General features: G+C 61.2%; 12 protein-coding genes. 11 read left to right on the forward strand and 1 reads right to left on the reverse strand.

Annotation, left to right across the window (positions count from 1 at the left end; translation table 11 throughout):
• Window positions 1-42 precede the first annotated feature (42 nt).
• The 3 genes from CKW19_RS20755 (at window position 43) to CKW19_RS20765 (ending at window position 2,415) form a co-directional block, all read left to right on the forward strand.
• Window positions 43-1,371, forward strand: coding sequence for an MFS transporter (locus CKW19_RS20755; protein WP_095059617.1), 1,329 nt, complete (start codon window positions 43-45; stop codon window positions 1,369-1,371).
• A 70-nt stretch (window positions 1,372-1,441) separates the two neighbouring features.
• Window positions 1,442-1,870, forward strand: coding sequence for a nuclear transport factor 2 family protein (locus CKW19_RS20760; protein ID WP_256580362.1), 429 nt, complete (start codon window positions 1,442-1,444; stop codon window positions 1,868-1,870).
• A gap of 89 nt (window positions 1,871-1,959) precedes the next feature.
• Window positions 1,960-2,415, forward strand: a complete 456-nt coding sequence (locus CKW19_RS20765; RefSeq protein WP_095059619.1) for a nuclear transport factor 2 family protein — start codon at window positions 1,960-1,962, stop codon at window positions 2,413-2,415.
• A gap of 420 nt (window positions 2,416-2,835) precedes the next feature.
• Here the strand turns inward: CKW19_RS20765 and cysQ are convergent, their stop codons facing one another.
• Complete coding sequence (gene cysQ / locus CKW19_RS20770) at window positions 2,836-3,600, reverse strand: 3'(2'),5'-bisphosphate nucleotidase CysQ (protein WP_177408839.1); 765 nt, start codon at window positions 3,598-3,600, stop codon at window positions 2,836-2,838.
• 1,055 nt (window positions 3,601-4,655) lie between these two features.
• Here cysQ and cysD point away from each other — a divergent pair.
• The 8 genes from cysD to CKW19_RS20810 all read left to right on the forward strand — a co-directional run bounded on the left by cysD (window position 4,656) and on the right by CKW19_RS20810 (window position 12,492).
• A complete protein-coding gene (cysD, locus tag CKW19_RS29180; protein WP_256580364.1) occupies window positions 4,656-5,642 on the forward strand; it encodes a sulfate adenylyltransferase subunit CysD in 987 nt (328 codons plus the stop codon).
• Window positions 5,642-7,555, forward strand: a complete 1,914-nt coding sequence (gene cysN / locus CKW19_RS20780; RefSeq protein ID WP_095059621.1) for a sulfate adenylyltransferase subunit CysN — start codon at window positions 5,642-5,644, stop codon at window positions 7,553-7,555. The genes cysD and cysN overlap by 1 nt, the downstream gene beginning before the upstream one ends.
• A gap of 108 nt (window positions 7,556-7,663) precedes the next feature.
• On the forward strand, window positions 7,664-8,776 hold the full coding sequence (locus tag CKW19_RS20785) for a DUF1214 domain-containing protein (RefSeq protein WP_095059622.1): 1,113 nt from the start codon (window positions 7,664-7,666) through the stop codon (window positions 8,774-8,776).
• On the forward strand, window positions 8,773-9,960 hold the full coding sequence (locus tag CKW19_RS20790) for a sulfotransferase (RefSeq protein WP_095059623.1): 1,188 nt from the start codon (window positions 8,773-8,775) through the stop codon (window positions 9,958-9,960). The genes CKW19_RS20785 and CKW19_RS20790 overlap by 4 nt, the downstream gene beginning before the upstream one ends.
• A gap of 18 nt (window positions 9,961-9,978) precedes the next feature.
• A complete protein-coding gene (locus CKW19_RS20795; RefSeq protein WP_095059624.1) occupies window positions 9,979-10,695 on the forward strand; it encodes an EthD domain-containing protein in 717 nt (238 codons plus the stop codon).
• Window positions 10,696-10,716: 21 nt separating this feature from the next.
• Window positions 10,717-11,172, forward strand: a complete 456-nt coding sequence (locus tag CKW19_RS20800) for a nuclear transport factor 2 family protein (protein WP_095059625.1) — start codon at window positions 10,717-10,719, stop codon at window positions 11,170-11,172.
• Window positions 11,173-11,192: 20 nt separating this feature from the next.
• Complete coding sequence (locus tag CKW19_RS20805) at window positions 11,193-11,660, forward strand: SRPBCC domain-containing protein (RefSeq protein ID WP_095059626.1); 468 nt, start codon at window positions 11,193-11,195, stop codon at window positions 11,658-11,660.
• Between the two features lie 40 nt (window positions 11,661-11,700).
• On the forward strand, window positions 11,701-12,492 hold the full coding sequence (locus CKW19_RS20810) for an SDR family oxidoreductase (RefSeq protein ID WP_095059627.1): 792 nt from the start codon (window positions 11,701-11,703) through the stop codon (window positions 12,490-12,492).
• Window positions 12,493-12,545: the final 53 nt, after the last annotated feature.

The following is a 12,545-nucleotide window of genomic DNA, read 5'->3' on the forward strand; positions in this document are numbered from 1 at the left end:
TAGAGCATCGCGCCAACTAGAACAAAACCGGGAGCACCCGCAGTGAACCAATCCACCCCCGTGACATGGCGAACGCACTACGCGTTGTTCGTGCTCGCCAGCATCTATGTGTTCAACTACATCGACCGCCAGTTGATGGCGATCCTGATCGAACCGGTGAAGCTCGAATTCGGTATATCCGATACCGGCATCGGCCTGCTTTCGGGGGTGACCTTCGCGGTGTTCTACACCGTGTTCGGCTTCCCGATGGGGCGTCTGTCGGACCGCATCGGACGCAAGCCGGTGATCGCCTTCAGCTGCATCGCCTGGAGCCTGATGACCATGCTTTGCGGGATGGCCGGCAACTTCCTGACCCTGGTGCTGGCACGGGTTGGCGTGGCGGTTGGCGAGGCTGGCGGTACGGCGCCGTCGGTGGCCATGGTCTCGGATCTGTACCCGGCGAACCGCCGATCCACGGCCCTGTCGGTGCTGATGCTCGGTTCCAGCCTAGGGGCGATCGTCGGCCTGGGCCTGGGTGGCTGGATTGCCCAGCACCACGGTTGGCGCTACGCCTTCTTGCTGATCGGCGCACCCGGGATCTTCCTTGGCCTGCTTCTGCTGCTGACTGTGCGGGCACCCCAGCGCGCAGTGCCGCTGGGCCACCTCGCGACGCAACAGGATGGCTGGCTCAAGACCCTGGTCGAACTGTTTCGCATGCCCTCGTTCCTGTGCCTGGTGCTCACCGGCGGCGCGGCGGCGATTGCCGGCTACGCCATCGGCACCTGGAGCCCGAGTTTCCTGATCCGTTCCCACGGCCTCAACCTGCAAGAGGCCGGATTTTTGGTGGGCGTGGTGGGCGGTGGCGGCGCGACCGTCGGCACCCTGTTGTGTGGCATGCTCACCGACCGCATGGCGCGGCGCGATGTCGGCTGGCAAATCGGCGTGCCGTTGCTGGGTACGCTGATCAGCATCCCCTTCGCCCTGGCGTACTTCCTCTGGCCCCAAGGCACGGCGTTCCATATCGGCAGCATCGCCGTGCCCCAGGCGTTCCTGTTCTACAGCGCCTTCGCCTTCTTCGGCGTGTGGTGGGCAACACCGTGCCTGAGTGCCATTACCCACCTGTTCCCGGCCACACGCCTGGCCCAGGCCACGGCGATTTTCGTCATGTCCATGACCCTGCTGGGCGTTGGTATCGGACCGCTGTTCGTCGGCATGCTCAGCGATTTCTTCGTGCCGACCCTGGGCAGTGAATCGCTGCGCTATGCCCTGGCTTCGTCGGTGTCGATGCTGTTGCTGGCCAGCGTGTTCCTGGCCCTGGCACTGCCGCGTTATCGCCAACAGATGAAGCACCCGGCTGCACCCCTTGCACCGGTCCGGGCCGTGACGGCCTGACTCCTTTCCTGCACCACCGCGCCGCTGCAACCTTGCCAGGTTGCAGCGGCTTTTTTTCATGAGGAATGCCATGAGCGCCGTACAGATCTGCAACCTGCTCTACCGTTACGCCGAGTACCTGGACAGCGGCCGACTGGTCGAGGCCGCCGAACTGTTTCGGCATGCCCGCATCAAGGTAAACAGCCAGGGCGAGTGCCTTGATCACACCGCCCTGCTGGGCATCTGGCAGCAACGCATCAAGCTCTACCCCTGCGGTACACCGCGCACCCGACACGTCATTAGCAACCCCATCATCGACATCGACGAAGCCTCGGGAACCGCCACGGTTCGCGCCTGCTACACCGTGCTGCAGGCCACCGACACACTCCCCCTGCAACCCATTGCCGCCGGGCGCTACCTTGATGAGTTCGAGCGTGTCGACGGGGTCTGGCGGTTCAGCTTTCGTGATTATTCGCACCTGGACATGTTGGGGGATTTGCGCGGGCATTTGGTGATGTAGCCGCAAATGGTCTGAACGGACGATGAGGGGAACCCGAAGCGGGCCGAGCATCAGGTCAACCGAAAAAACCGGAAATGAAGGGAGGCAAGATGGACATCAACAATCTGCTGCTTGAGCGCGAGCTCAATGTAGTCCTTTCCCGCTATGCACGTGCTTGCGACCAACGCGACTGGTCGGCCATGGAGGATGTTTTCCTGGAGGATGCCACCGCCGACTATGGCGGCTTGCAACACCTTCAAGGGCGTGAGCCGATTGTGGCGATGATCCGTGTGCACCTGGATGGCTGCGGACCTTCGCAGCACTTGCTTGGCAACCTGTTGGTCGACGCCAGTGATGCGGCCGTCGAGAGCCGCGTGTACGTGCGTGCCGCGCATCGCGGCGCCGGCAGCATGCGGGACATCACCTATGAATCGCTGGCCGAATATCAGGATCGCTGGGTATCGACGGTGAACGGTTGGCGTATTGCCCATCGACGCATGGTCATCAGTCACGAGCAGGGATGCCGCGACATCCTGCGCCCGACAACAGAGGCTGCGCACAGATAGGTGCAGGCCTGTGATCGTTTCCACGCTCCGCGTGGGAACGATCACAACGAGTACATCCGCGAAATCAGGTCGGCTGTCAGGCCGCCTCGCTTTTGCTTTCGCTTTTGATTTGGCTTTTGATTTTCTTGCCCCATCGAGAGGCCGAGTGGAGGTTCTGCGCAGTGGGTAAACCGGCAAGGATGCCGGTTTAGCCGCGCTGGGCCATGGATGGCCCATCGCGGCGACCCACGGAGCAGGACCGGAGCGAGGGCATGCCGAGCATTAGCGAGGCACCGAACGCCAGGGGCAAGAGCCCTTGGTTACTTGGGGCTTTTCCAAGTGACTCGCTGTAAGAGCGAAACCCTAAGTCGCCGTTACCGCAGCAACGGATATACACCCAATCCAAATATGCAACGAGTACATTCGCGAATGCCCGGCGATCTATAGACCCTGAGCATAGAAATGCGGGTTGTCCAGGCCAGGCTTGCCATAACGCAACACCTCTCCGGCCAGGGTGCGGATCTGTCCACCGGCCGCGACAAGCACCGCATGCCCCGCAGCGATATCCCACTCCATGGTGCGCCCCAGGCGCGGATAAAGGTCGGCCTCACCGGCCGCCACCAGGCAAATCTTCAGCGATGAACCGGCACTTTTCAGTGATCGCACATGGCGCCCGTCGAGGAATTTGTCCAGCGCCTCGGCATCGCCATGGGAGCGGCTGGCGACCACGTCCAGGCCCTCGTGCGGCACTGCACGGCAGTGAATGGGTTGGCGCTGCCCGGCCTGTTCGATAAAGGCTCCACAACCGTGGGCACCCGCGAACAGACGCGACAGCGCGGGCGCCAGAACCACCCCAAGCACCGGCTCACCGTTATCGATCAGGGCGATATTGACGGTGAACTCGCCATTGCGATTGATGAATTCCCTGGTTCCGTCCAGCGGGTCCACCAGCCAGAAACGCTGACCCACGTCGGGCACCTGGCCGGCAGCGGCGGCCTCTTCGGAAATCACCGGAATCTGCGGCGTACGCGCCGCCAAGGCACGCAGAATCAAAGCCTCGGCACGCTCGTCAGCTTCGGTCACTGGCGAGGCATCGACTTTGCCGCGTACCTCGAAATCCGAGCGGTACACCTCCAACACCAGCTCACCTGCTTCGCGAGCAATAGCGATGACGTCTTCAAGCAGAACAGTCATTGACTCGTTCATGGCAATTCTCCTGTTTTTGTTCTTCGTATGGTCCATTCGGCCTATGCGCCGTTTTCCGGATCCGGGAACAGTACAGACATCCGCACCACCGCCACTGCGCAAATGGATGTTTAACAGGAGTTCCTGTGTCCCACGGCAATCAGTTATCCGTTCCACAGATCAACAAGCTTCGCCTGCGCGCCGTGCAATTGCGCATCGCTGGCAGCACGCTCAAAGCCATCAGCCAGGACACCGGACTCTCATCGCCGACGATCATTTCTGCCTACAAGGCGTGGCAGGCCGGTGGCTGGAATGCCGTGCCCGTGCGCGAACGCGGGCGCAAGCAAGGTGAAGGCCGCAGCCTGTCTGCCGAGCAGGAACAGAACATCTACCGATTGCTGGTCAGTACGCCGCCGGAACGACACCAGTTACCCTTCCTGCTCTGGCAACTGGAAGCGATGCAGGCACTGGTCAAGCGCCTGCACGATATCGACTTGCCGGAACGCACCGCCGCCCATTATTTGCAACGCTGGCAGCTCAATGCCGAGCGCCCGGCCAAGCGCGTCGCGAATGCTTCGCTAGCGGTGCAGCGTTGGTACCGCGGCACCTACCGGGACATCCTCGAACAGGCTCGTACGCAGAACGGCGAGATCCACTGGATCGATGACTACGGTGCGCGCAACGACCAGGGCAAGCTCAGTCACGGAGTACTGCGCGCGGTCAGCAATCGCGGCAAGGTGCTCTGGCTGCCATACGAAGACGGCTTGCGCGCGCCCCACCTGGAAGCGTTCTTCGACCGTTTGTATCGCTCCGTCGACCGCAAAGTGTTCGCCCTGCTCTCGGGCATGCACTGGCAACGCGCCGCGACCTTCATCACCTGGGCCGGCGAACGCGCCGAACGGCTGCATCTGTTTCATCTGCCCGAAGCCAGCGCAATGCTCAGCGGTGCCCGCGACCTGGCGACCCAGATCAGTCAGCAAGCCGCGCGCGTTTGTCCTGACGATGAGCTCGATCACGTGCCCGCCACAGTCGCTCCCCCCCTGCCCCGCGATCCCATGCTGCAGATGTTGCGCCTGATGTTAAAACATCAAGTCGCGCATAAGTCCGAATCGCAGCAGTTGTACGTTGATAAACGACAACAACAAAAAGCGAGAGGAAAATCTATGACGCTTACCCATCTGCAACGACTGGAAGCGGAAAGCATCCAGGCAATGCGCGAGGTTGTCGCCGACTCCGACAATCCGGTCATGCTCTACTCCATCGGCAAGGACAGTGCGGTCATGCTGCACCTGGCCATGAAGGCCTTCTACCCGGCCAAGCCGCCCTTCCCCTTACTGCATGTCGACACCACCTGGAAGTTCCAGGAGATGTATCGCTTCCGCGATCAGATGGTGGCCAAGCTGAACGTCGACCTGCTGACCCACACCAACCCCGAAGGCATTGAAATGGGCATCAGCCCGTTCAAGCACGGGTCGCAGATCCACACCGACATCATGAAAACCGAGGGCCTGAAACAGGCACTCGATCACTACGGTTTCGACGCGGCCTTCGGCGGCGCGCGTCGCGACGAAGAAAAATCCCGGGCCAAGGAACGGATTTTCTCCTTTCGCTCCGATCAGCACCGCTGGGACCCGAAGAACCAGCGTCCAGAGCTTTGGCACCTGTACAACACGCGTAAACACAAGGGCGAGTCGATCCGCGTGTTCCCTCTGTCCAACTGGACCGAGCTGGACATCTGGCAATACATCTATCTGGAAAACATCCCGATCGTACCGCTGTATTTCGCCGCACCGCGCCCGGTGGTCGAGCGTGACGGGATGCTGATCATGGTCGATGACGCACGCATGCCGCTGAACCCGGGTGAAGTGCCGATGATGCGCAACGTGCGCTTCCGCACTCTGGGTTGCTACCCGCTCACCGGTGCCGTCGAGTCCGATGCCGACACCCTGCCCAAGATCATTCAGGAAATGCTCCTGACCCGCACGTCCGAACGTCAGGGGCGAATGATCGACCACGACTCGTCCGCATCGATGGAGAAGAAAAAACAAGAGGGGTACTTCTAATGGCACACGTATCTGACCTGATTGCCGAGGATATCGGGCAATACCTCAAGGCCCACGAGCACAAGAGCCTGCTGCGCTTCATTACCTGTGGCAGCGTGGACGATGGCAAGAGCACGCTGATCGGACGCCTGCTTTACGATTCGAAAATGCTCTTCGAAGACCAGATGGAAGCGCTGGAGGCCGACTCGAAAAAAGACGGCACCCAGGGTGGTGAACTGGATTTCGCGCTGTTGGTTGACGGCCTGGCCGCCGAGCGCGAACAAGGCATTACCATCGACGTGGCCTACCGTTTTTTCTCCACGGAGCTGCGCAAGTTCATCGTTGCCGATACCCCGGGCCATGAGCAGTACACCCGCAACATGGTGACCGGAGCCTCCACGGCCGACGTGGCCGTGGTAATGATCGACGCCCGACGCGGCGTGCTGACCCAATCCAGGCGTCACAGCTATCTGGCTTCGCTGATCGGCATTCGCAAGGTGGTCCTGGCCGTCAACAAGATGGACTTGATGGACTACTCGGAGAAAGTCTTCAACGCCATCGTCGATGACTACCGCGCCTTCGCCAGGCAGATCAATCTTCAGGATGTCACCGCCATCCCGATGTCCGCGCTGCGGGGTGAGAACATCACCGAGCAGAGCGAGCACATGCCTTGGTACCGCGGAACCACGCTGATGGGTTACCTGGAAACCGTCGAGATCGACGAGGCGCACCAGCAGAAACTGTCGTTTCGCATGCCGGTGCAGTGGGTCAACCGCCCCAACCTGGATTTCCGTGGTTTCACCGGCACCATCGCCAGCGGCGTGGTTCGTCCCGGCGACCGCGTACGTGTGTTGCCGGCCGGGCAAGAGAGCCGAATCTCGCGCATCGTTACCCTCGACGGCGACCTGCAACAAGCCGTGGCCGGGCAGTCCATCACCCTGACCCTGACCGACGAAGTCGATTGCAGCCGCGGCGATGTCCTGTCCACTTCGGAAGACCCGGCCAGCGTCGCCGACCAGTTCCAGGTCAGCCTGATCTGGATGCACGAACAGGCCATGCTCGCCGGTCGCCCTTACTTAATGAAGATCGGCGGCAAGACGCTGTCGGTCACCCTGGCGGTGCCCAAGTACAAGATCAACGTCAACACCATGGAGCACTTGGCGGCCAAGGAACTGGCGTTGAACGAGATCGGCGTGTGCAACCTCTTCTCCAGCCAGCCGATCGCTTTCGATCCCTATAAGGACAATCGCGAAACCGGCAGCTTCATCCTCATCGACCGCCTGACCAACGCCACCGTCGGCGCAGGCCTGATCGAGTTCTCGCTGCGCCGTTCGCAGAACATCCATATGCAGCACGTGGATGTGAACAAGAAGGCACGTGCCGAACAGATGGGCCAGCAGCCGGTGCTGCTGTGGTTCACCGGTTTGTCGGGGGCTGGCAAATCGGCCATCGCCAACTTGCTGGAAACCCGGCTGTACGCCCGCGGCCGCCATACCTACTTGCTCGACGGCGACAACGTGCGTCACGGCTTGAACCGCGACCTGGGCTTCACCGATGCCGACCGGGTAGAGAACATTCGCCGGGTGGCCGAGGTGTCCAAGTTGTTCGTGGATGCCGGGATGATCGTGTTGACCGCCTTCATCTCGCCGTTCCGCTCCGAGCGCGAGATGGCGCGTGGGCTGCTGCAGGAAGGCGAGTTCATCGAGATCTTCGTCGACACGCCGCTGGCCGTGGCCGAAGAGCGCGACCCCAAGGGCCTGTACAAGAAAGTCCGCCGCGGTGAGTTGAAAAACTTCACAGGCATCGACTCGCCTTATGAGGTACCGAGCAAGCCGGACATCCATATCCAGACCAGCAAGCTGACGCCGGAGGGTGCAGTGGACCGGATCATCGAGGTGCTGACCGAGCGCGGCTTCATCGGTAAGGAACTCTAGCCCCGGCGCCCGGTTCGCCGGGCATTTGACCGTGTCCCGTGAATCCGGCTCAAGCGCCTCTTGGCAGTCGCTCACGAGCCGGATTCGCCTAATCAAGAGAGTCTAACAATGACAATCAGCTCTATTGACGAACAACAGCTGTTGAGTGGCCAGACCTGGGCCACGTTCTGCGATCACCTCAAGCGCTGCGGCGAGCAGATCCTGCGTCCCGAAGCACCCGTCGATGCGGCCACCCGCGCCGAAGGCTTCCGCTACCTGACGCGCCTGCTGCGCATCGGCCTGGAGATGCACATCGAGTTTGCCGACCCGGCGTTTCCCAGTTTCTTCAAGACCTCCCACGAGACCGCGAAAATTGGCGCCGACAACCCGGACAACCTCTATGAGTACTCGCGCCTGGACGGCACGCTGGACTATCGCATCAAAGGCCAGCGCGGCAGTGTCGCCTACCTGAGCTTTGGCACCCAGAAAGGCGGTTATGAAACCGACGGCACCCTGATCCAGACCGGTTTCATCGATGCCAGCCAGCTACAGGTCGATGACCAGGGCAATTTTGAAATCATCCTCAGCAGCGAACCGCAAACGGGCAACTGGCTGAAAATGGAAGGCGCCACCAATGCCTTGATCGTACGCCAGACGTTTCTTGACCGTCGCAGCGAAGTGCCGGCCAAGTTGAGCATCGAGCGCATCGGCACCGATTCCAAGCCACAGGCCCTTGACCCGGCGACGTTCCAACAAGGCCTGGCGCGGGTATCGAGCTTCGTGGAAAACACCGCCCGGCTGTTCGCCGACTGGAGCGAAAGCTACCTGCCGCACAGCAATCAGTTGCCCCCAGCCAACCAGGCGCTCTGCCAGTCAGTTGGCGGCGATCCGAACATTTTCTACTACCACTCGCACTGGGCGCTAGCCGCGGACGAGGCGTTGGTCATCCACATTGATAAAGTGCCGGACTGCGACTTCTGGAACTTGCAGATCAACAATTACTGGATGGAGTCGCTGGACTACCGCTACCACCAGATCTGTTTCAACAAGCATCAGGCCCGCTACGACGACAACGGCGGCGTGACGCTGGTACTCAGTGAGCTGGACCCCGGGGTGAGCAACTGGCTGCAAACCGCCGGTGTACGCCAGGGCACGCTCTGCCTGCGTTGGGTCGGCGCCCGGGAGCAATGCCACCCCACCACCCGCGTCGTAAACGTATCTGCCGTCGCGGAGGCCGTATGAACGCGCACACCCGCATTGAAGACCTGACCGTCGAAAAACTGCTGGCCAGCGCCATCGCGCGCAGCAATGGCCTGAGCGATTTTGGCGATGACAACTACCGCGAGTCGTTGCAGGCGCTGCTCGATGCCCTGGCCGCCGAAGCCCAGCTGTCAGCCTCCGGCCTGTATTTGCTGGAAGAAAGGTTGGTCGGGCAACTGGTCAACCGCCTGGTGATGGAAGACTACCTGCGCCGTCATCCAGAAATAACCCAGATACAAATCGACGATCCGCTGGTCATCGTCGGCCTGCCGCGCACCGGCACCACCATGCTTCAGCGCACGCTGGCGGTCGACCCACGCTTCTACTCCGCCGCCTGGTGGGAAACTCGCTTTCCGGCACCGCTGACTGACGAAACTCTGGCCGCGCCGGCCAAGCGCATCGCCCAGGCCAAGGCCGAGGTCGATCTGATGGCCGAGGTGATCCCGCAGATCCTCGCGATCCACCCGCTGGATCCGATGCTCTGCGACGAAGAGTTCATGCTCATGGAACACTCGTTCATGTGCGCCATGGACGCCTACGTCAACGTGCCTAGTTATACCCGCTGGCTGGATCAGCAAGACCAGCGGCCGGTCTACACCCAACTGAAGAAAATGCTGCAGTTCTTGCAGTGGCAGAAGCAACAACGGCGTGAGCCGGCAGGTCAACGCTGGCTGCTCAAAGCGCCACAACATCTGCACACCCTGGATTTGCTGCTGGATGTCTTCCCCAAGGCGCAGGTGATTCTGACCCACCGTGAACCGGCCCAGACCATCCCGTCGATGGCCAGCATGGCCCACACCCTGTGGCAGATGTACAGCGACAACCCGGACCCGAAAGCCGCTGGTGAGCAGTGGAACAACCGCATGGCGCGAGGCATCCGTCACACCATGCAGGTTCGCGAACAGCATGTGGCCGAGCGCTTTCTCGACATCCACTTCGCCGACACCGTGAAGCAGCCGCTGCAAGTGCTGGAAAAGGTCTACGCCTTCGCCAATCTGCCGTTTACCGATAAGGCCCGCGCCGACGCGCAGGGCTGGCTGTCGCAAAACAGCCGGGAAAAACGTGCCAGCCATGACTACAGCCTGGAGCGCTTCGGTCTGAACGAGACGCAGATGATCCAGGACTACAGCGAATATCGCGCCCGTCACCTGAGCGTCAATCACTGAACGCAGGTTGGAGAAATCATGGAAAAAATCATCTTGACCTTGTGGAAGCCGACACAACCCAACGCCAGGCAATGGCGTGCGGATTTGTTCGACCTGCGCGACGCATTGACTGCAGCCGGTGCAAAAAACCTCCGCGTGATGCTGGTCGACGAGGCGGTGGCCGCCGCCTCGACGCAGCGCATCACCAATAGCGCCGTGCCCCTGGACGGGTTGCTCTCGTTGTGGCTGGACAGTGCCTCGCAATGGCCCGCCATCCAGGCACTCGTGGCGCCCAAGACCCGCCGCCTGGAGGCTTATCTGGTGGTGGAATCCGAGCCGTATCCCGAGGAGCGCCAGCCCCGTGCCGCCCAGTATCGGGTGCCGGTCGGCGAGCGCACGCCCGGCATGAATCAGGTGGCGTTGCTGCACAAGCCAGACCGGATGAGCTACGAGCATTGGTACGACACCTGGCGCAACGGACACGGGCCTAATGCCTATCCGCTGCAATCGATCTTCGGCTACCGGCAGAACACCGTGGTACGCGCGCTGACCTTCGGCGCACCGGTGCTGCACGCCATCGTCGAAGAGAACTTCCCGCCCGAGGCCATCGGTAATCCGCAAGGATTCTTCGCCGCCCTGGGCGACCCGGACAAGTGCGCGCAGCGCCAGCAAGCCATGTACGAATCGACCAGCAAATTCATCGACTTCCAGAAGATCGACTGCATCCTCACCAGCGAGTACCAGCTCAGTGCCTGAGTGGCCCCAAGGAGGCTTCACATGTTGGATCTAGAAGCAATCGAGCTGATCAAACAGCTCAAGGCGCGCTATTTCCGCGCCATCGACACCTGCAACATCGAGATGCTCCAGGGCATGCTGACCGAGGACGTCGCCCTGTCGTTCAAGAGCCCTGCCTACGAGTTCCACGTCAATGGCCTGGGCGATGCGCTGGACTTCTATCGCACCTCGTTCACCAAAACCCGCCTGGCCACCCACAACGGTCACACCCCGGAAATCGAAGTCGATGGCGACCAGGCGACAGCCCTCTGGTACCTGAGCTACGTGTTCATCAACCTCGAGGAAAACACCCACATGCACGGCAGTGCGATCTACCAGGATCGCTACATCAAGCGCGGCGAGCGCTGGATGATCGCCGAGACGGGCTACGAAACCCTGCTCGAGACTATCCAGCCCTTGAGTGAACAGCTGCAGATCACCTCCAAACCCATCAACTGAATGCACAACAGGAGACAGTCATGGCCAGAGCAGAAAACATAGTGACCTCCCACACGGTGGAAATTAATGCCCCCGCCCGGGTGGTCTGGGAAGTGCTCATTGATCTGGACAATTACCACCAGTGGAACAGCTTCTGCCCGAACATTCAGTGCGGCCTGCAGATCGGCGACGAGGTGCATATGCAGGTACTTACGCCCGATACCGGCGAAACCGTTCCGGTCTTCGAATACCTCGTGGCCTGCGACCCCGAGCGACTGCTGTCCTGGGAGCAGCGCCCCGTCCCGGAAAACATGGACGCCGCCCGCCGCGATCAGTACATCAAGGCCATCGATGCCAACCGCTGCAGCTATTTCACCACTGACATTTTCCTGGGCCTGAACCAGGACACGATCATGCGTGAACACGGAGCCTGGGTAAAAACCGGCTTCGACCAGATGGCCCTGGATCTGAAACGACGTGCCGAAGAACTGCACGCCAGTCGCACCTGAACGCCCCATTCCCTACCAGAACAATAAGAAGGTAATTGCCATGTTGCTCAAAGATAAAGTCGTCATCATTTCCGGTATCGGTCCTGGCCTCGGCATCAAGCTGGCCGTGCGTGCCGCGGAGTATCAGGCGAAGGCCGTGGTATTGGCCGCCCGCACCCCGGCCAAGCTGGATCAGGCTGAACAGGCCATCCGCGACGCCGGCTACAGCACTCCTGTGCTGAAAGTCCCCACCGACATTGCCCAGGCCGAACAGTGCCAGACGCTCGCCGACCTGACGATCGAGCACTTCGGCCAGATCGACGTATTGATCAACTCTGCCTACGTCCATGGCGCCTGGGGCAGTTCCTCCGAGTCGTCAATGGACGACTGGCGCAACGCGATGGACGTCAACCTGTTCGGCACCATGCACATGACCCAGGCCGTGTTGCCGCAGATGAAGAAGCAGAAGTCGGGCAGCATCGTCATGATCAACACCATGGCCACCCGCACCCCCAACCAACTGGAATCCGGCTATGCCGTCTCCAAGGGTGCATTGAAAACCGCCGTGCAGTACCTGGCCCAGGATCTTGGCCCGTTCGGCATCCGCGTCAACTCCACCTTCATGGGCTGGATGTGGGGCGCGCCGGTCATCGGCCACTTCGAGAGCGAAGCCAGGCGCCTGGGTGTCCCGATGGAGTCGCTGGTCGACCAGGTCGCCCAACAGATTGCACTGCGCAAGATCCCCGAAGACAACGACTGCGCCATGGCCGCCCTGTACCTGGCCAGCGACTACGCCAAGGTCATTACCGGCGCACAACTGGACGTCAACGGCGGCCACTTTCTGCCCTGCTAAGCACTTCAAGGCGACAAGCACGTCGCCTCTTTCCAGCGGCCACACGGTACCCG

Source organism: Pseudomonas sp. Irchel s3f7, assembly GCF_900187615.1.
Classification (GTDB): Bacteria; Pseudomonadota; Gammaproteobacteria; order Pseudomonadales; family Pseudomonadaceae; genus Aquipseudomonas.

Coding starts and splice junctions, on each gene's coding strand:
- CKW19_RS20760 (WP_256580362.1), top strand. CDS start 1,442: ATGAGCGCCGTACAGATCTGCAACCTGCTCTACCGTTACGCCGAGTAC.
- CKW19_RS20765 (WP_095059619.1), top strand. CDS start 1,960: ATGGACATCAACAATCTGCTGCTTGAGCGCGAGCTCAATGTAGTCCTT.
- cysQ (WP_177408839.1), bottom strand. CDS start 3,600: ATGAACGAGTCAATGACTGTTCTGCTTGAAGACGTCATCGCTATTGCT.
- cysD (WP_256580364.1), top strand. CDS start 4,656: ATGTTAAAACATCAAGTCGCGCATAAGTCCGAATCGCAGCAGTTGTAC.
- cysN (WP_095059621.1), top strand. CDS start 5,642: ATGGCACACGTATCTGACCTGATTGCCGAGGATATCGGGCAATACCTC.
- CKW19_RS20785 (WP_095059622.1), top strand. CDS start 7,664: ATGACAATCAGCTCTATTGACGAACAACAGCTGTTGAGTGGCCAGACC.
- CKW19_RS20790 (WP_095059623.1), top strand. CDS start 8,773: ATGAACGCGCACACCCGCATTGAAGACCTGACCGTCGAAAAACTGCTG.
- CKW19_RS20795 (WP_095059624.1), top strand. CDS start 9,979: ATGGAAAAAATCATCTTGACCTTGTGGAAGCCGACACAACCCAACGCC.
- CKW19_RS20800 (WP_095059625.1), top strand. CDS start 10,717: ATGTTGGATCTAGAAGCAATCGAGCTGATCAAACAGCTCAAGGCGCGC.
- CKW19_RS20805 (WP_095059626.1), top strand. CDS start 11,193: ATGGCCAGAGCAGAAAACATAGTGACCTCCCACACGGTGGAAATTAAT.
- CKW19_RS20810 (WP_095059627.1), top strand. CDS start 11,701: ATGTTGCTCAAAGATAAAGTCGTCATCATTTCCGGTATCGGTCCTGGC.